Source organism: Sinorhizobium sp. CB7 (assembly GCF_041357635.1).
In the GTDB taxonomy this organism is placed as follows: domain Bacteria; phylum Pseudomonadota; class Alphaproteobacteria; order Rhizobiales; family Rhizobiaceae; genus Rhizobium.
In genome coordinates this window covers 246,620-265,124 of the sequence record NZ_JAULLL010000011.1, presented here as the reverse complement: position 1 = coordinate 265,124, position 18,505 = coordinate 246,620, and the positions used below count along the sequence as shown (strand labels likewise).

20 protein-coding genes are annotated in these 18,505 nt (G+C 61.7%); 18 read left to right on the top strand and 2 right to left on the bottom strand.

Translation table 11 applies throughout. From position 1 onward, the window contains the following. Nucleotides 1-15: 15 nt before the first annotated feature. From AAE029_RS22020 to AAE029_RS21980, 9 genes are all read left to right on the top strand, one after another. The gene (locus AAE029_RS22020; RefSeq protein ID WP_371075026.1) at nucleotides 16-1,206 is read left to right on the top strand and encodes a DUF932 domain-containing protein; all 1,191 of its coding nucleotides are present in this window, start codon (nucleotides 16-18) and stop codon (nucleotides 1,204-1,206) included. Between the two features lie 109 nt (nucleotides 1,207-1,315). Beyond that, a complete protein-coding gene (locus AAE029_RS22015; protein WP_371075025.1) occupies nucleotides 1,316-1,570 on the top strand; it encodes a DUF6117 family protein in 255 nt (84 codons plus the stop codon). 131 nt (nucleotides 1,571-1,701) lie between these two features. Then, nucleotides 1,702-6,093, top strand: coding sequence for a strawberry notch-like NTP hydrolase domain-containing protein (locus AAE029_RS22010; protein WP_371075024.1), 4,392 nt, complete (start codon nucleotides 1,702-1,704; stop codon nucleotides 6,091-6,093). A gap of 12 nt (nucleotides 6,094-6,105) precedes the next feature. Beyond that, a complete protein-coding gene (locus tag AAE029_RS22005; RefSeq protein WP_371075023.1) occupies nucleotides 6,106-7,140 on the top strand; it encodes a toprim domain-containing protein in 1,035 nt (344 codons plus the stop codon). Between the two features lie 325 nt (nucleotides 7,141-7,465). Beyond that, entirely contained in the window at nucleotides 7,466-8,407 is a 942-nt protein-coding gene (locus AAE029_RS22000) for a DUF2493 domain-containing protein (RefSeq protein ID WP_371075022.1), read from the top strand. An 83-nt stretch (nucleotides 8,408-8,490) separates the two neighbouring features. After that, nucleotides 8,491-8,751, top strand: a complete 261-nt coding sequence (locus AAE029_RS21995) for a type II toxin-antitoxin system Phd/YefM family antitoxin (protein WP_371075021.1) — start codon at nucleotides 8,491-8,493, stop codon at nucleotides 8,749-8,751. Continuing rightward, nucleotides 8,741-9,160 (top strand): hypothetical protein, encoded by a 420-nt coding sequence (locus tag AAE029_RS21990; protein ID WP_371075050.1) that lies wholly within the window; start codon nucleotides 8,741-8,743, stop codon nucleotides 9,158-9,160. The genes AAE029_RS21995 and AAE029_RS21990 overlap by 11 nt, the downstream gene beginning before the upstream one ends. 621 nt (nucleotides 9,161-9,781) lie before the next feature. After that, the gene (locus AAE029_RS21985) at nucleotides 9,782-10,105 is read left to right on the top strand and encodes a DUF736 domain-containing protein (RefSeq protein ID WP_371075020.1); all 324 of its coding nucleotides are present in this window, start codon (nucleotides 9,782-9,784) and stop codon (nucleotides 10,103-10,105) included. Nucleotides 10,106-10,162: 57 nt separating this feature from the next. Next, the gene (locus AAE029_RS21980; protein ID WP_371075019.1) at nucleotides 10,163-10,495 is read left to right on the top strand and encodes a hypothetical protein; all 333 of its coding nucleotides are present in this window, start codon (nucleotides 10,163-10,165) and stop codon (nucleotides 10,493-10,495) included. Between the two features lie 64 nt (nucleotides 10,496-10,559). Here AAE029_RS21980 and AAE029_RS21975 read toward each other — a convergent pair whose 3' ends face one another. Next, a complete protein-coding gene (locus AAE029_RS21975) occupies nucleotides 10,560-10,838 on the bottom strand; it encodes an HU family DNA-binding protein (protein WP_371075018.1) in 279 nt (92 codons plus the stop codon). Between the two features lie 396 nt (nucleotides 10,839-11,234). On the opposite strand from AAE029_RS21975, the gene AAE029_RS21970 reads away from it, so the two are divergent. Further along, on the top strand, nucleotides 11,235-11,399 hold the full coding sequence (locus AAE029_RS21970) for a hypothetical protein (RefSeq protein WP_167383835.1): 165 nt from the start codon (nucleotides 11,235-11,237) through the stop codon (nucleotides 11,397-11,399). A gap of 185 nt (nucleotides 11,400-11,584) precedes the next feature. On the opposite strand, the gene AAE029_RS21965 is transcribed toward AAE029_RS21970, so the two are convergent. After that, the gene (locus AAE029_RS21965) at nucleotides 11,585-11,860 is read right to left on the bottom strand and encodes a WGR domain-containing protein (protein ID WP_371075017.1); all 276 of its coding nucleotides are present in this window, start codon (nucleotides 11,858-11,860) and stop codon (nucleotides 11,585-11,587) included. A 506-nt stretch (nucleotides 11,861-12,366) separates the two neighbouring features. Between AAE029_RS21965 and AAE029_RS21960 the strand changes: the two genes are divergently transcribed. The 8 genes from AAE029_RS21960 (at nucleotide 12,367) to AAE029_RS21925 (ending at nucleotide 18,503) form a co-directional block, all read left to right on the top strand. After that, on the top strand, nucleotides 12,367-12,852 hold the full coding sequence (locus AAE029_RS21960; protein ID WP_371075016.1) for a hypothetical protein: 486 nt from the start codon (nucleotides 12,367-12,369) through the stop codon (nucleotides 12,850-12,852). Between the two features lie 1,277 nt (nucleotides 12,853-14,129). After that, a complete protein-coding gene (locus tag AAE029_RS21955; RefSeq protein ID WP_371075015.1) occupies nucleotides 14,130-14,465 on the top strand; it encodes a hypothetical protein in 336 nt (111 codons plus the stop codon). An 80-nt stretch (nucleotides 14,466-14,545) separates the two neighbouring features. Next, entirely contained in the window at nucleotides 14,546-15,088 is a 543-nt protein-coding gene (locus AAE029_RS21950) for a hypothetical protein (RefSeq protein ID WP_371075014.1), read from the top strand. A 328-nt stretch (nucleotides 15,089-15,416) separates the two neighbouring features. Beyond that, nucleotides 15,417-16,055: a hypothetical protein gene (locus AAE029_RS21945; RefSeq protein WP_371075013.1), complete on the top strand. Its 639-nt coding sequence runs from the start codon at nucleotides 15,417-15,419 to the stop codon at nucleotides 16,053-16,055. Nucleotides 16,056-16,066: 11 nt separating this feature from the next. Then, the gene (locus tag AAE029_RS21940; RefSeq protein WP_371075012.1) at nucleotides 16,067-16,522 is read left to right on the top strand and encodes a hypothetical protein; all 456 of its coding nucleotides are present in this window, start codon (nucleotides 16,067-16,069) and stop codon (nucleotides 16,520-16,522) included. Between the two features lie 137 nt (nucleotides 16,523-16,659). Further along, entirely contained in the window at nucleotides 16,660-17,805 is a 1,146-nt protein-coding gene (locus tag AAE029_RS21935; RefSeq protein WP_371075011.1) for a lytic transglycosylase domain-containing protein, read from the top strand. Then, nucleotides 17,802-18,173 carry a TrbC/VirB2 family protein gene (locus tag AAE029_RS21930; RefSeq protein WP_371075010.1) on the top strand — a complete coding sequence of 124 codons (372 nt, stop codon included), beginning with the start codon at nucleotides 17,802-17,804 and terminating at the stop codon, nucleotides 18,171-18,173. The genes AAE029_RS21935 and AAE029_RS21930 overlap by 4 nt, the downstream gene beginning before the upstream one ends. Before the next feature lie 3 nt (nucleotides 18,174-18,176). Then, entirely contained in the window at nucleotides 18,177-18,503 is a 327-nt protein-coding gene (locus AAE029_RS21925; RefSeq protein ID WP_371075009.1) for a VirB3 family type IV secretion system protein, read from the top strand. Nucleotides 18,504-18,505 lie beyond the last annotated feature (2 nt).

Below are 18,505 nucleotides of genomic sequence, written 5' to 3'. Positions count from 1 at the left end.
TATGGAGACAATCCAATGAACCCCCTTGCTTCCACAAACCGGCCCGCTTCCTCTGGCTTCAGGGTCGATATCTCTCGCGGCGAGCGGATCGGCCGCGTTTCGTCGGAATGGTTTTCGCGCCCCGATGACGAACGATTCCTGTCACTGACCGATCTCTGCGACACCGTCCGGTCCCGGGCTGAGCGCGCCCATGCCCGAACGATCGAGAGTGCTGCGATCCGCGTCGAAGCGACGCGCGACAACGCGGAGCGGCTTGAGCTTCTCGTTCCAGGTCAGAGGCAAGCGATCGCACCGACCCACTGGAGCTACGGCCAGCTTTGCAGCCTCGTTGGCGCACCCGCCAACTATATGCGGCAACTGCCGGCGCCGCTTGCGGCGATCAACCTCCAGCATGGCCTGCTCAATCACCGCGCCGAACTGGTGAAGACGCTCGAGATGGACGATGGCCGGCTGGAACTTCGTGCGGTGACCGGACCGGAATACGGTCGCATCTGGGATCATGAACTCGTGTCGGCGGTGATGAAGATCGCCGGCAACGGCACCGGCGACACGATGTGGAAAGTACCGGGTGTCCTGGATTGGGCGACGATGACCCACAATCCGTTCGTCGACATCACCAAGGATACGACAACACTTTATGCCAGCGACCGCGACGTCTTCCTGTTCCTGGTCGACGATACCCATCCGATCGAAGCCGGGCGATTGCCAAATGGTGAGCCCGACCTCTATTTCCGCGGCTTCTATGCCTGGAACTCGGAAGTTGGATCGAAGACCCTCGGCATCGCCTCTTTCTATCTGCGGGCGGTCTGCGCCAACCGCAACCTGTGGGGCACGGAAAATTTCGAGGAGATCACGATCCGCCATTCGAAGTTCGCGGCCCAGCGCTTTGCGCATGAGGCAGCACCCGCGCTGACCAGCTTTGCCAATTCCTCGCCCGCTCCGTTCATCGCCGGCATCAAGGCGGCGCGCGAGCAGATCGTCGCCCGCAAGGACGACGACCGCGAAACCTTCCTGCGTCGGCGCGGCTTCTCAAAAGGGGAAACCACAAAGGTAATCGAGATGGTGCTGTCGGAGGAGGGCCGGCCGCCGGAATCGATCTTCGATTTCGTGCAGGGCATCACCGCGCTGGCGCGCACCAAGACCAATCAGGACACGCGTCTCGAACTCGAAGGCAAAGCCAAGAAGCTGCTCGAAAGCGCTGCCTGACCATTTTCAGGCGCGGCCGGGCTCAGACTCCATCCGCGTCTTCAAAACCCCATCATCGTCATCCCAGAGCCCGGTCAAGCGCCGGGCCTCATTTGTCTGGAGCACCGCAATGGCTATCCCCGATCATGCCCGCACAAACTTCGACACGCTGCTGCGCGCCGCGTCCGATGGCAATCTTGCTCTCATGGAATGCCTCGATGCCGCTACACGCGAGCCGCGTTACGTGCTCTGCGCCATCGGCCGCAGTGACGGCGAATACGTCTTCACGCCATTCGGCCATTTCGCCGACGGCAATCCTTACCACGCCTACCTGCCGCCCGATCCTAAGGATTCGACTGGCTTCATTGTAGGCTCGTCGATCTAGGCGCTGACGATCGTCGGCAGTTCAAGCTGGCGATCCCCAATCCCCTCTGGCTGCCCCGACTTCGCTCTTTCCGAACCTTCGGCAGGACGCTGGGCTCCGCTGTTCTTCCCTCACTCTTGGAGCATCCTTCGATGAACATCATCTCGCATCCTCAAACCGGTTCCACCTCTCCACGTCCTGATATCAGAACCCGCGCTGAAGCACTTATGGATGCTGCCGGTCAGATCACGTCGCTTCTGGAGCAAGGTAAAGTCCTCGCCACAGCTGACCTGCGGCAAATTATGACCGCCGTTTTCGGCGGCAGCGACGCCGAGGGCCTCTGGCTGTGGAAGGAGGCATATGAGGCGACCGAGATCGCCCAGGTCCTGTTCCTGCGCAAATTCCACGCAATCGTCTCCCCCACCCATTCGCCCCAATCGACGCTCGCGATGCTGACCAAGGTGGCCCGGCTTCTGCCGACCCATACACGTCGATCCGAGGAGAGTCAGGCACTGCAGCAGTTCTCGACACCGATCCCGCTTGCTTTTGTCGCGTCCCGTGTTGCCGCCATCACGGCCGCTGACATGGTTCTCGAACCGTCCGCTGGAACCGGCCTCTTGGGGATCTTTGCACAACTCGCGGGCGCACGCCTGGCGCTCAACGAATTTGCGGCTGCTCGGCACTCGCTTCTGCAACAGCTTTTCCCCGGTGTTTCGGCCTCTCGACATGATGCCGCGCATATCGACGATTACCTCGACCGGTCCATTCGACCAACTGTCGTACTGATGAACCCGCCATTCTCTGCCGGAGTCCATGTCGAAGGTCGCGTCGCCGACGCTGCCTGGCGGCACCTGACGTCTGCATTCGGCCGCCTTGCCCCCGGCGGCCGGCTCGTCGCGATCACCGGCTCCAGCCTTTCTCCTGACAATCCCGCATGGCGCGATGCCTTCGTGCGGGTGGAGGGGCAGGGCACGGTGCTGTTCACCGCGGGGGTCGACGGCAGCATTTACGCCCGGCATGGAACGACGATGGAGACCCGCTTGATCGTGATCGACAAGATCCCGGCGCGCGATCCTTCGAAGCTGGTGACGTCGAATGGCAGAGCGCACGATTTGGAAACACTGCTGACGTGGATCGCCGGCCTTCCACCCCGCGCGCCCACGGCGGCGCCGAACCCTAACGGCGCACTCTCCATCGGTATCCCGCGCGCGGACACGACGCGTTCAGCAGCAGTTGCCGCACCGTCGAATCGCTCCGCGGTCGGCGGGCAGGCGCAGCCTTCACCAATCGCACGACCTGCACCCGTCGACGACCAGATCATCCAACTCTCCTACGAACTGCGCGATGCAGGGCCGAAAGATGAGGCAAACGCTGCCGACGGCATTTACGAACCCTACCGGCTGCAGTCGATCCACATCCCCGACGCGAAGCCGCATCCCGACAGGCTGGTCGAATCTGTCGCGATGGCATCTGTGGCTCCGCCAAAGCCGTGCTATCGTCCACATCTGCCGAAGCGCGTCGTCGTGAGCGGTGATCTTTCCGACGCCCAGCTCGAAAGCGTCATCTATGCCGGTGAAGCTCATTCCGGTTATCTTGCCGGCCACTGGAGCATCGATGCCTCCTTCGACAATCTCAAGGCGGTGGCATCCGATGCAGAATATGCCGTTCGCTTCCGTCGCGGCTGGTTCCTCGGCGACGGAACAGGCGCCGGCAAGGGCCGCCAGGCCGCCGGGATCATTCTCGACAACTGGCTCAAGGGCCGCAGACGCCATGTTTGGATCTCAAAATCCGACAAGCTGATCGAGGATGCCCAGCGTGACTGGGGCGCGTTGGATCAAGAGAAGCTGCTCGTGACGCCGCTGTCGCGTTTTCGACAGGGCAAGCCGATCAAGCTGGAGGAAGGCATCCTCTTCACCACCTTTGCAACCCTGCGCACCGATGAGCGCGAGGGCAAGCGATCGCGCGTGCAGCAGATCATCGATTGGCTCGGGAACGATTTTGACGGTGTCATCGTCTTCGATGAAGGTCACGCCATGGCCAACGCTGCCGGCGGCAAGACCGAGCGCGGCGACAAAGCGGCATCGCAGCAGGGCAGGGCCGGTCTGCGCCTGCAACGCGCCCTTCCGGACGCCCGCGTCATCTACGTCTCGGCAACCGGTGCAACTGACGTGGAATCCCTTGCCTATGCCGAGCGCCTCGGTATGTGGGGCAGCAGCGACTTTCCATTTCCTACGCGCTCCGAGTTCATTGCCGCGATCGAAGATGGTGGTGTCGCTGCCATGGAAGTTCTCGCAAGAGACTTGAAGGCTATGGGCCTCTACGCATCGCGGTCGCTCTCCTTTGAGGGCGTCGAATACGAGCTCCTCGAGCACGAGCTCACCGAGGAACAGATCCGCATCTACGATTCCTATGCTGAGGCGTTCCAGGTCATCCACAATCATCTGGACGCTGCCATGGAGGCGTCGGGCATCACTGGGAAATCCGGAACGCTCAACAAAAACGCCAAGGCGGCCGCGCGTTCGGCCTTCGAGAGTTCGAAGCAGCGCTTCTTCAATCACCTCTTGACCTCAATGAAAACGCCGGCCCTCATCAAAGCGACCGCTGCAGATCTCAACGAGGGTCACGCTGTGATCGTCCAGCTCGTCTCGACGGGAGCGGCTTTGACCGAGCGTCGGCTGGCGCAGATCCCCACCGAGGAATGGGACGATCTGCAGGTGGACGTCACTCCGCGGGAGTATGTGGTCGACTACCTGATGCATTCCTTTCCCGTGCAGCTCTTCGAGGAATTTTCCGACGCCGAGGGCAATCTCAGCTCGCGGCCGGTTCATGATGCGGACGGCAACCCGGTGATCTGCCGGGAGGCCGAGCGGCGACGTGACGAGCTGGTCGAAACCTTGGGCAGCCTGCCGGCGATCCCCACCGCGCTCGACCAGATCGTCCAGCACTTCGGCACCAGCCAGGTCGCCGAGATCACCGGCCGCTCGCGTCGCATCGTCCGTCGCGAGGACAGCAGCTCCATCGCCCGCTATGCCGTGCAGAACCGGCCGGGCAACGCCAATCTCGACGAGGCCCGCGCCTTCATGGACGACGAGAAGGGTATTCTCGTCTTCAGCGACGCCGGCGGAACCGGCCGATCCTATCACGCGGATCTTGCCGCCAAAAACCAGCGCCTGCGTCTTCACAACCTTCTGGAAGCCGGATGGCGCGCCGACGTGGCGATCCAGGGTCTCGGGCGCAGCCACCGCACCAACCAGAAACAGCCCCCGAAATTTCGGATGATTGCCACGAACGTTAAGGCGGAACGGCGCTTTCTCTCGACCATCGCCCGCCGCCTCGACACGCTCGGCGCCATCACCCGCGGCCAGCGCCAAACCGGCGGGCAGGGCATGTTCCGGTCCGAGGACAATCTCGAATCGCAATATGCCCGCGATGCACTGCGGCAGTTCTATGGACTGCTGCATGCCGGCAGGATCGAAGGCTGCTCACTCGACAAGTTCGAAAGCATCACTGGCCTATCGCTGACCTCGGAGGAGGGCGGGCTGAAGGACGAGCTGCCGCCGATCCAGACCTTCCTCAACCGCATGCTGGCGCTGACGATCGCCATGCAGAACGTATTGTTCGAGGCCTTCGAGCAGTTGCTTGCCGCCCGCATCGAGGGGGCGATCGCGGCCGGGGTCTACGACAAGGGCCTGGAAACGATCATCGCCGACAGCATGATGGTCACTGAGCGCCGACTGATCTACTCGCATCCGGTCACCGGTGCGCAGTCGCATCTCCTGACGATCGAGCGTAGGGACCGCAATGCACCGATGCAGCTCAAAGATGTTCAGAGTCTTGTGCAGCAGGATCCACGCGCCAAGCTGATGATCAACGGCAAATCCGGGCGACCTGCCGTGATGGTCCCGACCCGCTCGATCATGCTGGACGACGGCTCCATTCAGCCGCGCGTGGCGCTGATCCGGCCGATGGACGAGCTGCGCTTCGAAGTCCGGCAGCTCGAAGAGACCAACTGGCAGGAAACCGACGAACGGGCCTTCGCGGAAGCCTGGGATGCCGAGGTCGCTGCCGTGCCGGAACTCTCGACGTGGACGATGCACATCGTTAGCGGGTTGTTGCTGCCGATCTGGAAATTGCTGCCGCAGGACTTTTGCCGGGTGCGGCGACTGCAGACCGATGACGGCGAGCGGATCGTCGGCCGGGTCATCGCTCCGGATCGGCTCACCGGCCTCTGCCGCAACTTCGGGATCGATCAGACCACGGTGATCGCGCCGGACCAGGCCTGGGCATCGGTGGTCGATGGTTCCTCGATCATCGGGCTTGCCGGCGACATGACGCTCCGCCGCGTGCGCGTCATGAACGAGTACCGCGTCGAACTGACCGGCTTTACCGACGGGATGCGCGACTGGCTGAGGTCGATCGGTCTGTTCTCCGAGATGATCAATTGGAAGCTGCGTTTCTTCGTGCCGGTGACAAACGAGGGTGCGGCCATTCTTTCGAGGATGATGCAGCGTCATCGTCTTGTCGATGTCGCGCGCCGGTCGTGACGGAGGTCTGCCATGCTCTCCGCCTCCGATCTGGCGGGCCGTCTCGCGCAAGACGCGGAGGCGGTCTGCCGCCACTACCTCTCCGCCGGCCGCCGGGCCGGCAACTACTGGCTCGTCGGCGATGTCGGCAACAACAAAGGCCGATCTCTTTACGTGCATCTGATCGGCCCGCGGGCCGGCCGCTGGACGGACGCGGCGACCGGCCAGTTCGGTGATCTGCTCGATCTCGTTCGTGAGACCTGCGGTCTTGTCGATTTCCGGGATGTTGCCGAGGAGGCGCGCCAGTTCCTTAGCGTTCCTCGGCTAGAGCCGGTGTCGTCTCGCACGGCGGACGCCCGCAATTCTGCGCCGGTCAAACGGCCTTCTGCTGAGCGGGCCGGTCGTCTGTTTCGTATGACGAAGCCTCTGGCTGGCACGCTTGCCGACTCCTATTTGCGCGAGCGCGGCATCCTACGGGCATCCACCCATCCGGCATTGCGCTTTCATCCGTCCTGCTACTATCGCGATTTCGTCACCGGCCAGACGAGCAGCTATCCGGCTCTGATTGCCGCCGTGACCGACGCCGCCGGCGCGATCACAGGAGTGCATCGCAGCTGGCTCGATCCTGACGGCGTCGGCAAGGCCAAGGTGGACGATCCCCGTCGCGCACTCGGCAGGCTGCTCGGCAATGGCGTCCGTTTCCGCTTTCCCGTCACCGATCCTGTACCGGTCCTGGCGGCGGGCGAGGGTCTCGAAACCATGCTGTCCTTGTCGCATGTGATGCCCGGCATGCCGATGGTCGCCGCCCTGACGGCCAATCATCTCGCGGGCTTCCACTTCCCACCCGGATGCCGGCGTATCTATATCGCGGCCGACGCGGATGCGGCCGGCCGCCATGGGATCGAGGGATTGAGCCGACGAGCGCAGGCGCACGGGATCCTGCCGTTGGTGCTGTCGCCGGAACTCGGCGACTTCAACGAGGATCTGCGCCGGTTGGGTCCGGACCGGCTGACAGGAAGCCTGCGGCTTCAACTCACTCCGGAAGATGCGATGGACTTCCTGCCCTGATGAGGTTGGCGGGAAGGGCAGGCGGGTGGGGCGGGCCGGTGGCGTGGCGAAGGACGGTCCACGGCGCCGGCTTTCGTATTGACGCGCGCCCGCGGGCCTGCCGAGAGGCGACCCTTACCACGCGGGCCTCCGGCCTTCAGCGGGTCGGTCGAGTTTCTTCCCCGCGCTGGCTTCGCCAGCGCTCCTCGCGGATCAAGAAACCCTCCCTCCGCCGCCCGGCGCTACGCTGGGCCGCTACGCTTCGCTTGCGGTTCCGGCCTCGGCCCGCGTGACCCGGGTTCGCCGTCAGGCCGCGAGAGGCGCGGCCCACCGAACGGAGACCATCATGGACCTTATCCTTCACGCCGACGACGGCTTCGAGCCCCATCACGCTTCCTCCCCGACCGACCGCTTCATCTACGAGATGCAGATCTTCGGCTATCGCCCCTTCCAGGACGAGCCCGATCCACGGCCATTGCCGGAGGAGCCGCAGGTCCAGTCATCGATCACCGCGATCTTCGATGCCTTCACCGAAATGCTCGGCGACACCCGGCTGGAGCCCGATCTCGAAGACCTGTTCTGGTCGATCCCCAATCTCTTCCATCGCGCCGGCGAGCGCATCCAGCGCGAGCTCGACCGCAATGAGGAAGCGCAGCGCACCGGCCAGCGCGAGCAGGACGGCTCGGAAGTGAAGAGTGTCGAACTGGAACGCCTCATCGCCGAAGGCATCACGCTCTTGGAACGTAGAAATAGCTTCGAGTTCATGCGCGACTACGCGGCCGATCTGTTCGAGGGGCAGACCGGCTCGTCCTGGCGGCCGCGCACCGGCTCGAAGGTCAACCACGCTAACATGACGGCGGCGATGATCGATAGCCGGGACTTCCTCTCCGCGCGCCGGCGCGCCGAAACCGAGGTGCTGATCCCCGCCGGCACCAAGATCGCGTTCTCCGGCGGCATGGACTATAACGACCATGAGCGGATCTGGGCCAAGCTCGATCAGGCGCATGCCAAGCATCCCGACATGGTGTTGCTGCATGGCGGTTCGCCGAAAGGTTCTGAACGTATCGCCGCCTGCTGGGCGGAGGCTCGGAAGGTCACGCAGATCACCTTCAAGCCCAACTGGACCAAGCACGCCAAAGCCGCCCCGTTCCGGCGCAACGACGAGATGCTCTCGGTCATGCCCGCGGGATTGATCGTCTTTCCCGGAAACGGCATCACCGGCAATCTCGCCGACAAGGCACGCCGGCTCGGCATCCCGGTCTGGCAGGCATCAGGAGACGGCACGTGAGCGCCGTTTTCCTCGAAAGATGGAAAAGATGGAAAACATGGGAAAATTGGATTATATGGAGAATCGTACCGGAGACCACAGCCATGAAGCAGTTCACGACAGGCGACTTGAATAAACAAATCGGAGATATTACCGATGCGGCAAGCCGCGAGCCGGTCGTGCTCACCCGTCACAAGAAGCCGCGCTTTGTGCTGATGAGCTACGATCACTATGAGCGCATGCGCACCGGCGGCGACCCGCGCCGCGCCTATCATATCTCGGAAATGCCCGACGAGCATGCAGCACTGTTCGATGAGGCGCTCGATCGGCTGGCGCGTGGCGAAGGTTACGATGATGAGCCGTGAATTCCACCCCGGCGAGGTCATCTCCTATCCCTATCTCTGGGCCTGGCAGCAGCAACGCGGAGAGACCGAAGGTCGCAAGCAGCGCCCGGTCTGTGTCGTCATCGCCATCCGAAGCGCGGCCGACGGAAACACGCACCTGGCGCTTCTCGCCATCACCACCCAACCGCCGCAGACGGGTCGGGCCGCACTGGAGATCCCGGACATCGAGCGCAAGCGCGCGGGCTTAGGCGATCTCAAGCAGTGCTGGATCATGGTCGACGAGTACAACTACGATATCCTCGAGCGCTCGTGGTACATCGAGCCCGATCAGCAAATCCTCGGCCGCTTCAGCAAATCCTTCATGGTGAAAATCGCCGGCCTGTTTGCCGAGACGCGCGGACGAACCGGCCGGGTCAACCGTCTCGATTGAGACTTGCCGCCGCTTCATGCGGCTTCTTCTCCTTCTTGATCCCTGCCGCCCTCCCGAAAACGCGTCTCCGCCATGGCGGATCTTTGGCGCTCTCTATCGATGCGGCTACGATTGCGTAATCGGCCCGCCGGTGGCGAACTGTTCACGATCGATCTCGATGCTTCACCATCGATGCACCCCGGGGGCGGCATCCCCGAAAATCACATCAGTCATGCGATCCTGCTCCGCACAACTGCAGTCGCGTCAGAGGAAGGCCGACAATTCGAGTGTCACGCCGACCGAAGCCGTCTCTGATGACGAGGATGGGATTAGGACGGTGCTGATCTCTCGCATCGCGTCCGATGGGTGGACGGCTAGCGTCCGTTGACCCGCCCCCCACCGACGCATGCCACGAGCGCGGCACTCGGCGGGTCCGCAAAGGGCAGCCAAGACGAGGTCTCCTGCCGACGTCGCAATCAAGGACCATTCCCGTTCTTCATGTCGCCTTTCTAAGGGACCGGCCGCGATCAGCGTCAACCCGCAAGGGGTTCCCCTTCGCTCACGCTCCGGTGACGCCTGCGGCGAGGCCCCTTCTTCGGGCGCCATCGGGAATGGTCCCGATGCAACGAAGGAGACAATCCCATGGCTACCACGATCGCAACCCTCACCGAAAAGACCGACGGCACTCTCGAAGGCGTCTTCGCCACCATCCGGGTCAACGCCCCGATCGCCATCGTCCCGAACGCCAACAAGGCGAGCGAAGAAGCCCCGGACTACCGCATCATCCACCGCAAGACCGGCTTTGAGATCGGCGCAGGCTGGAACCGCATCTCCCGCCAGACCGGCGAAGAATACATCTCCACGAAGCTCGAAGCGCCCGAAATCGGCGTGATCTTCGGCAACGTCGCCCCGGCGCCCGGCGGCGAGCCCGGCAAGAAGGTCATCCTCTGGAACAGCCCGGCCTGAACCGGACCGCCGGCCCCGATTTCGGGGCCGGCGTCCCCCATTCTAAAGGAGGCCGCCATGAGCCGCTACACAATTACCGTCACCAGGACCGCATCCCGCTACGCCGATCCAGACGCTACCATTGGCTACGACCGCCCGCTTCAGACGTTCTTCCTCCAGGCATTTTCGGACGCTGGTGGCGAGGATCTTGAACTCTGGCTTGGCACGGACTTCCGGGAGTTCGAAACACTGACGCAACTACGTACCGCAGCAGTCGCACGCGGTTTCGACTTCATACCCTTGGCATCCGGCATTCTTCACAAGCTGCTGGACGACCACGCCCGCGAAGCGCATCACACGGTCAGCGACACGATCATCCAGGATCTTCTTGAGCGGGCATTCGCCCGCTGACGCAAACCGAAAACGAACATAGCCCGGCACGGCGCCGGGCTATTTTTTTGCCATGAGGAGAAGATCACTTGTTCAGTGCAACCTTCAGGGCCTTCGCTGGCGTGAACGCCAGCTTCTTCGCCGCGGCAACCTTGATCGTCGCGCCGGTCGCAGGGTTGCGCGCTTCGCGCTCCGGTGTCGCCTTCACCTTGAACTTACCGAAGCCGGGCAGCGACGTCTCGTTGCCGGCCACGGCCGCCTGGGTGATCGAGGCGATCACTGCCTCAACAATGGCTTTTCCCTGAACCTTGGTGAGGCCATGCTCGCTTGCAATCTTGTCGGCGATTTCATTGGTTGTGGTCATTTTCTTCTCCGCATCGTTTCAGACGCAGAATCCCTGCCATTGCCGACCGGACCTGTCATTGACACGCTGCGGCAAATGGCGCGGAAAGCCCGGGATCTCCACAGTTATTCACCTGATCACATATCAGTAACCCGATGACGGGCATCGAGCCCGTCCTCGCGTTCGGGTGCTATACGGAGAGGAAATGTCTGCTCAGTCCGTCCGAGGATGTCATGGGGGCGTGGCGGCCTCAAGGACGAGCGGTGCCCCCAATTTTGCCTCCGCTCCGGTTCCCTGCACTCCGACAAAATCGGCACCCCCACTCGCCGCCGCTGGCGGTCGCGTTCCGCGATCCCTGACCCCGCCACGCCCCCATGACCGCGCGCGTCGTCTTTCACAAAGGTCAAGGAGACGACGATGCTTTTGGAACAACACATTGAAGAGCTTCGCCTCGAACTGCGCGAAGCAATCGACCCGGTCGAGCGCCGCGAGATCGAAATCGAACTGGAGCTGGCTCGCGCCGAGCTGGCGGTGATCACCGCAGAGCAGGAGGGCGCAATCGACGCCGAGCCACCCTTCTAAGGGTGACTTTTGCCATGCCGCCTGGCCTGTCGCGCCGGATCGACCGGCGCTTCAGGGCCGAAGCCTCGCTTCGCCATCAGCAGGTGCCAGAGCGGGAAGGGCGGAAGCGGTCGGATTCACCACTGCACTTTGAGCCCATACCATCGACACGAAGATGTCATCAGCCCCCACGGGGACTCCCTTTGCTATCGATCACTCGATGCATCTTGCCCGATGAGCAGTTTCGGCCTGTATCCGCGCGACCGTCTCTTTCGCAAAAGCTGAAGGAAGAGCCTGACCGCCTCTTCCTCCCGTGCGAAATGATGCTCCCGCCTTTGGCCTCTTGCGCCGATACGACCCCATCGGCGGATGAGACAGGCCTCGCCGAACAGGTTTGGCTCGATCGACATGGCATAGTAGCGGGCCATGTTTTTCTTGGCGTCGATGCGTTCGACATAGAGCTGGTAGCGTTGCGCAATCATGAAACGGAGAATCGGGCAAGGCGGACTCGGCGTCCAACGACATATTTGAATCGGTAGATCTCGATTGATTCCTGCTGATGATGGGTTGGCGGCTGATGATCCGGGCGAGCCGCCTGCGGCGGACGGTGCTATTCGCCGTCGCTCACGGAGCCCGTAAGCGGTCTCCGCCCATTCGGGTTACGCCCCTCTCGCAACTGCCGCACCGGCGGCGCGAAGTCTCCGCGATGGTGGCTGAGGATAGACTCCATGGCCGGCTGGACGCCGGATAAGGACACGGCGCCTGGGGGGCCGTGGTTCTCTCTCTCTCTGACGTCCCATTGTGCACCCGCCACTCCGGCGTCAAGGACTGCGCGGCCCCCTCCAATTTTCAGCCGCCGTCCCTTCGGGCCATCGCCGGAAAATCGGTTCCTCCGCTTGCCGCCGCTGGCGGTCGCGGTCCGCGATCCCTGACCCCTCGCGGCTACGGTGCGGGCTCCTTTCGTCAAAGACAGAAAGGAGACACTACAATGTCCGATGACTGCTACTACGTCCATCAGCTCGCAGTGCTCGCGGGCTTCAGGCTTATCGTGCTTGCAAATCGCTTGGCTTGCGAGGATGAATTCCTATTGGAACTGCATGACGGGCTCGCCGAGGGGCTGGCAGCGGCAATTGCGCGGCTGCGATCTATCATGGCGCTGGAGCGCCAAGTCGCCAGCGAGACGGATGAGGAAGGCATCGCCGCTTTCCAGCTTCATGGCGAAGAGGAATGCTTTGCGCGTTACCGGATCACCTTGCTCGACGACCTCGAAATCGACTTCGACACAAACGAGTACCGTGTGAACGGCGGCGAATGGCACTATGCGCTGTCGGCCGATTGCGACGGCGTCGAGATCAGCTATCCGCGCCTTGTCGACCTCACCGATGCCGAACTCGGCACGCTCGCCCCAATCATCCGTGCCATCCGCAGCCAGGCGGGCATCGATATCAGCATCGCACGCGTCGTCTACGATTGATGCGCCGGTGAGAGACGGACGTCTCCGTCTCTCACCTCTTCCTAGGCTTGACCGCTCTGCAGGCATCGAGCCTGCGCGCGCTCTTGAGGGGAGAGACTTGCCGCCTCTCCCCTCAAGCTCCCCTCTCCCTGGAGTGCGGGTCAAGACCCGCCCGGCCTTTCGGGCCGGTAGACGGACGCTGCCGCGACTTCCCCAAACAACACGGAGCGGAGGATCACCTTACGCTGCGCCCTCATGTTTCGGGCATCCACTTCAGGCGATCCTCCTCTCCTGCGGTGCGCTCGCCGGTTCGTCGCTCATATGCCATCGATGTCCGCTCCCTCCGGTCACGGACATCCCGGCACTTCGCGCCGACGGCTCGCTTCAGCATCTCTCATCAAACCGGCCTGGCCATCGTGCTGTTCCTCCGCCGCGGATCACAGGCCATGAGCCTGTGATCGCTATTGCTTCGTCTGACGACTCGCAACAGCATCGGCGCGTCGGGCACAATGGCCAGGCCGGTTTGATGAGAGATGGCAGGATAGGCTAACGGTATACCGTTAGCCGTTTCGCCCGAGGGGCGACTACCGCGGCGAGCCCGACCGCAGCCGCTTTCGATTGACAGCGTGGCCGAGAATGATGTCCGGCGGCAATGCTCATAGATTCGGAAAGGGGAGGAGGGGGGAGGGCAGACCGCCCGGTCGTGAAGGGCTCTAATCAGCGAATGCACGTGTGAGCGTTTCGGCGATAAGGCGAAAGGTTGGTTCCCCCGCTATGCGGATCGGTGAGCGCGCGAATAGGTGAATAACCAGATCTGCGAGTAAGCGCAGCGCGCAATGAGTGAATAGCTCGACGCGCAGATAGATGAATCGGCGATCTCACGATCCGGCAAATCCGCGCGTCGGCGAATTGGTGGATGGGCGGATCGGTTGTTGTGCGAATGATGATATTTGCGATTCCGCGAACGAGCGTATCCGCGAACGACTTCTTCCGTGATTATCTCAAAAGCGATCTCGCGCAATGCGGGAATGAGCGAAAGAGAAAATCGTCGCCATGAACAACGAGTGATACGGCGGATCGGCGGACCGGTTATCGCCGCGTTTTCCGCGGGTCACGTGCGAGTAGTGCCACGTTTGCTTTCGCAACATGGGAACGCTCTGGAAAACAATAGTTGCCGGCTTTTATCGAGTTGGATGGCCGGATCAGGCCATTTAGTTGGTGGAAATTGATCAATAAGCGCCGTCGCCAGACATCCATCCTTCATTTACACTGCCGCCTTCAACCACGAGGGCTTCATCATGAAATCCTTCAGCTTTGCGGTGGCGCCGGAGAAGCTTTGGCAAGCCATCAATCCATGGACGCTTTACCAGCAGGGAGCACAGTTCGGATTCATCAACATCGATCTGGGTTCGACACCCGCGCCCCAGACAGAGCAGACCATCCTGGACGAGGTAGGCAGCTATGGCCGGCAAATCGGGCGGCTTGGCGATGCGCTGGAGGTGCTACTGCGCCATGTTCCTTTAGAGAATCTGTCGAAAGACGAGACCGATGCGCTAGACGTCCTCAAGGGTCAGCTCGCCGAGATACGTCAGATCAAGGAGAGACAGGGACGCAAGCAACCCCCACATCCTTGATCAACAAAGCTATGATTCATCCCAAAGAGGAACTGCCGCGAATATTTCAGGCGAATCTCTTCCGCTTTTATGAGCGTGTTGTGGCGCCGGCTTTTGACAATCTCCCTGAACCGCCGCCGCTGGAATTCGGTGATGTCGATACAATCGACGTCTTTCTCGACAGAACGGCTGCGCAAGTCGACGCCCACACGCGCAACGAGGCCGCCAAAGCCTTCGTACTGACGACCGCCGGTCTGTTCGAGCGCCAACTGCGTCACTGGGCGCTTCACCTTTTCGGGCACGCGCGGCTCCTTGATGTGCGCACTCAGGGTTTCGAGGCATTGCTCACTGACTGCCTTCGGGAAGTCGGCGTAGATGGCGGTCCAGATGACGTTGCGCTGGATTTGATCGAGGCCTTTCTGGTGGCAAATGTCGTGCGTCACGGCGATGGCCGGACGAGCATCAAGCTACGCTCTGCAGCTCCAAGGCTATGGGCCTATGATCGAAGCGAATATGTGGACATCAATGCGGGGCAGTCGCCGGATAGCGAACAAATCCGTATCCGGGCGGACGATGTGAAGCGATATTTTCGAGCCAGCTTACGCTTTTGGGGGACGCGTCGATCCACTCCCGATGGCGGCTAGGGAACCGCCGATTTAGATCATCCCTCGGCATCCTTGAAGCGGTATCAATCCCACTCGGCCGGGGACGTTTCAGCTTTTCCCGCTTGAGCAAACCATCCGTCGCTGATACTTATACTAGAGTATAAGTATACCATTTGATCAATCCAGCGGGGCGGGCAACAGACCGTTCAATCAACAATCGGATTTGGCTCTGATACACAATCGATCCCTCCTGACGAAAGAATGGTACAAAGTGCCGTTCTCAGCGGACTGCCCAGGTTGTGGTGCACAGACGCGGTCTGCCGCCGTCGTGGTCGGCCCTTCGAGCCTGGTCGGGGACGCAGGGTCCGTGTCGGAAAGCGATATACTGGCGAAGCCCCGCAGACCACTTGATGCTTTCGCATTCGTTGAGGCACTGGGCGGTCAGACCGAACATGTCGAGCGATCCGTCGTCAACCGCTTCCATAGTACCTTCGCTTTCCTGAACGGCAAACTGACCTCCATTTGCGAACACTGCGCAGAAAACCTTCCACCCGCTGCAATCCGCTCCGCCGTCATGAACGGCTTTGTTGGGCTTGGCCAGAAGCGCCTTCTGGTGAACGAGCGCTTGATGCTCTTTGCCTCTGACGCGGTGCTGACGGAATTTCGTGGGGAGACCTCGATAGAGGAAGGCGCTATGCGCGATCCGGATTATGCGCTCCTGCTCATCTGCGACACAGAAAGCGCGATCGGCGAAACCGGCACGATCGAGCTCTGGCATAGCATTGCGCGTGACGACTACGCCATCGTGGTCAAAGGCCACGATGGTCGCGAGATGTTGCGGGACGCCTTCAACGATGACCTGAAGGACGTCGTAACAACTATTTTCGATCTCGGACTGGTGCTCACCCAGCTTCACTTGGCTCAGGCATCGTCACCCTATTGCGGGCTTGCCCGCGACCTTTTTCTCGAAGCCCTCGAACATGCCGGCTATCGGCAGGCAAGCTAGAAAGCAACACTATGCGGACTTTCACGAAGCTCTTCGGATCTCTCGCGGCGATGGCGGTGCTGGCAGGATGTGGTCACCAGGTTGAGCGGTCGCGGCCACAGCCGCCAGCGCCGTTTGCGTATCTGAGCCTCGCAGCCTGCAAAGCCTATTCCAGCAACATCGTCGAGTGCCAACTCGAGTATGGCACCGACTTCGGAGGCCAGCGTCTTGGCCCGGTCCAGGAGAGGGGCCTGTCGATTGCCGGCGACGGCGAACGCTACCAGATCGAGTCCTGCTATCCAGTGGCGAGGATAAAGAGGGAATTGCCAAACTTCGTGTGCCGAATCTCTGTCGGGACCTCAGGCGCTGAAGCCGGTTCGGTATTGGTCAAGGGCGGTACCGCGGTCCGTCTTGCTCGCATTTTGGGAGACCGCGAACAGCTTCAGTATCGCTGGACCCCGGATAAATGGTCGCGGCTAAAGGACTGAATTTCTTCAGGAAGCTCTCCTCCTGACGTAGCCCAGCTACGCTATAATTATACTCCCGTTAAACTTTAGGGTTGATTTCCGCAGCCGAATGCAGTTCAAATTCTTATACCGCAGTATAAGTTTGCATTGGTTCTGCCATGGATCGCATCCCGCTTTCGCCTGTGAAGAGACCGCACAAGACATGGTCGCGGAGCGCGCTGTGGATCGCCGGAACGTCGGCTCTTCTCCTCACCGGTTTTGCCTCCGGCCCAGATGACAACGGCGGTCACATCGCCTCGGGAGTATCGACACAGGTCGATCATCCCAGCGGGATGGAGCTGAAGGCGGGCAATATCGCGGCCCTGCCGCCAAATCCCGCGTCCTCTGCCTTTATTGCTTCGCCACAGGATGTGCCGATGATCGATCCTGACAGCTTCAACGAGCGATTTAGCGGGCCGTTTACTGAAGATGCGCTTCGCGCCAGCGTTCGCCCGTTGGATTTCATTGGAGGGTTTGATGACGGTGTTGAGCGATCGCCCAGGGAAGCGGCTGGAAGCACGAATGCGCGGCGCGAGCGCGCGGTGCGTTCGCTGGTGGGCGTCTACTCACTTGACCGGGCTTCTCTTCCCGGTCTTGCCGAGGCGCCAATCGAGCCTCATGAAGATGTCAGCGCACCGGCCACACAGGCCCGACCCGATCTTTTATCCGGCATCCCCACGGACTATGCCAAACTGGCATTGACGGTCGCCGGCAAGGAGGAGGTTGATCCGAACTGGGTGCTTTCGGTCATGCGGGCCGAAAATGCCGCGTTCGATCCAGACCTGGTGAGCTCCGCCGGCGCCATCGGTTTGATGCAAGTCATGCCCCGGATCGGCGAAGCCTTCGGTGCGACCGATCTGACCGATCCCGAACAGAACATCCGCGCCGGCACGCGATTTCTCCGTGTCTTGATCGCCAAGTACAGAAATCCTGTGCTGGTCGCCGCAGCCTACAATGCTGGCGAGCCGAACGTCGACCTTCGCCATTCCCTGCCATTGATCCGCGAGACCGCCGACTATGTCACGCGTGTCGTCGGATACTACACCGGCACAGCGGCTGGTCCGACCATCCCCCAAGCCGGCCCGCCGTCGGAGTTCGTGCCCAGGTCGAAGCGCCGCACCGGGCCTGCCGAGCGGGCCAAATCCCCCATGCTTGTTTTCTCAGCTGCAACCCCGTTCCCGCCAGACGTCCGTCCTCAGCGTGAGGAGCGGCGGAAAGACGCCGGCGGGCCGGTCAAAATTGTCAAGGAAGAGGTGTTTCAATGAATCCCATCGCGTTGGTAGTTCAGACAGCCGTTCTCTATGGCAGTGTTGCCTGGTCCGCTTTGGCCCGGCGCAAATGGGGTGGCAATGCCGCCATCGTGCTTGCGGCCAGCCTTATCTTGCTCGTCAGCCAGTACGAGCCGGCGGCGGCGCAGAACCTCGATGCCTTGCAAAACGCCGCGGATCGGCTGGTGCAGTTCTTTGTCGGCCCGTTCGGTCGCTCCGTGGGGGCGATCGCCTTCATCGGCATGTTTCTCGCCGCAGCCTTCGGCTATTGGTCTTGGGGAGCGCTGCTTCGGGTTGGAGGAAGCCTTGCCGGCATGTATGCCTCCGCCGAACTCGTCGACTTCCTGGCCGGTAGTGGATCTTGAACCATGGCTGGAGCAGGCAACACCGCCGGCGGTGGCGACGAGTACATCGAGTCCTATCCCGTGATCTTGGCGCTGACGCGCCCGCCGACGGTCATGGGAATACCCTACACCTATTTCCTGGCCGAGTGCTTCGTCTCTTTGATGGCCTTCATGATTCTCGGATCCATTCTCTGGTTCCCGGTCTCCTTCGTGGTCCTCCACAGCATTCTCTACGTCCTCACAGTCAAGCTCGATCTTTGGTTTTTCGAGATCGTCGGACGTCTCAGCATGTGCGGTGTCAACCCTCTTGGCCGAAAGCTCGGTGGCGGCGTCAGAACCTACGGGGTATAAGC

What these genes read in the sequence shown, in the direction of transcription:
- AAE029_RS21975 (WP_371075018.1), bottom strand. Translation starts at nt 10,838, where the DNA reads ATGACCACAACCAATGAAATCGCCGACAAGATTGCAAGCGAGCATGGC.
- AAE029_RS21965 (WP_371075017.1), bottom strand. Translation starts at nt 11,860, where the DNA reads ATGATTGCGCAACGCTACCAGCTCTATGTCGAACGCATCGACGCCAAG.
- AAE029_RS21930 (WP_371075010.1), top strand. Translation starts at nt 17,802, where the DNA reads ATGAATCCCATCGCGTTGGTAGTTCAGACAGCCGTTCTCTATGGCAGT.
- AAE029_RS21990 (WP_371075050.1), top strand. Translation starts at nt 8,741, where the DNA reads ATGAGCCGTGAATTCCACCCCGGCGAGGTCATCTCCTATCCCTATCTC.
- AAE029_RS22010 (WP_371075024.1), top strand. Translation starts at nt 1,702, where the DNA reads ATGAACATCATCTCGCATCCTCAAACCGGTTCCACCTCTCCACGTCCT.
- AAE029_RS21940 (WP_371075012.1), top strand. Translation starts at nt 16,067, where the DNA reads ATGCGGACTTTCACGAAGCTCTTCGGATCTCTCGCGGCGATGGCGGTG.
- AAE029_RS21955 (WP_371075015.1), top strand. Translation starts at nt 14,130, where the DNA reads ATGAAATCCTTCAGCTTTGCGGTGGCGCCGGAGAAGCTTTGGCAAGCC.
- AAE029_RS21985 (WP_371075020.1), top strand. Translation starts at nt 9,782, where the DNA reads ATGGCTACCACGATCGCAACCCTCACCGAAAAGACCGACGGCACTCTC.
- AAE029_RS21980 (WP_371075019.1), top strand. Translation starts at nt 10,163, where the DNA reads ATGAGCCGCTACACAATTACCGTCACCAGGACCGCATCCCGCTACGCC.
- AAE029_RS21995 (WP_371075021.1), top strand. Translation starts at nt 8,491, where the DNA reads ATGAAGCAGTTCACGACAGGCGACTTGAATAAACAAATCGGAGATATT.
- AAE029_RS22000 (WP_371075022.1), top strand. Translation starts at nt 7,466, where the DNA reads ATGGACCTTATCCTTCACGCCGACGACGGCTTCGAGCCCCATCACGCT.
- AAE029_RS21935 (WP_371075011.1), top strand. Translation starts at nt 16,660, where the DNA reads ATGGATCGCATCCCGCTTTCGCCTGTGAAGAGACCGCACAAGACATGG.
- AAE029_RS21970 (WP_167383835.1), top strand. Translation starts at nt 11,235, where the DNA reads ATGCTTTTGGAACAACACATTGAAGAGCTTCGCCTCGAACTGCGCGAA.
- AAE029_RS22005 (WP_371075023.1), top strand. Translation starts at nt 6,106, where the DNA reads ATGCTCTCCGCCTCCGATCTGGCGGGCCGTCTCGCGCAAGACGCGGAG.
- AAE029_RS22015 (WP_371075025.1), top strand. Translation starts at nt 1,316, where the DNA reads ATGGCTATCCCCGATCATGCCCGCACAAACTTCGACACGCTGCTGCGC.
- AAE029_RS21960 (WP_371075016.1), top strand. Translation starts at nt 12,367, where the DNA reads ATGTCCGATGACTGCTACTACGTCCATCAGCTCGCAGTGCTCGCGGGC.
- AAE029_RS22020 (WP_371075026.1), top strand. Translation starts at nt 16, where the DNA reads ATGAACCCCCTTGCTTCCACAAACCGGCCCGCTTCCTCTGGCTTCAGG.
- AAE029_RS21925 (WP_371075009.1), top strand. Translation starts at nt 18,177, where the DNA reads ATGGCTGGAGCAGGCAACACCGCCGGCGGTGGCGACGAGTACATCGAG.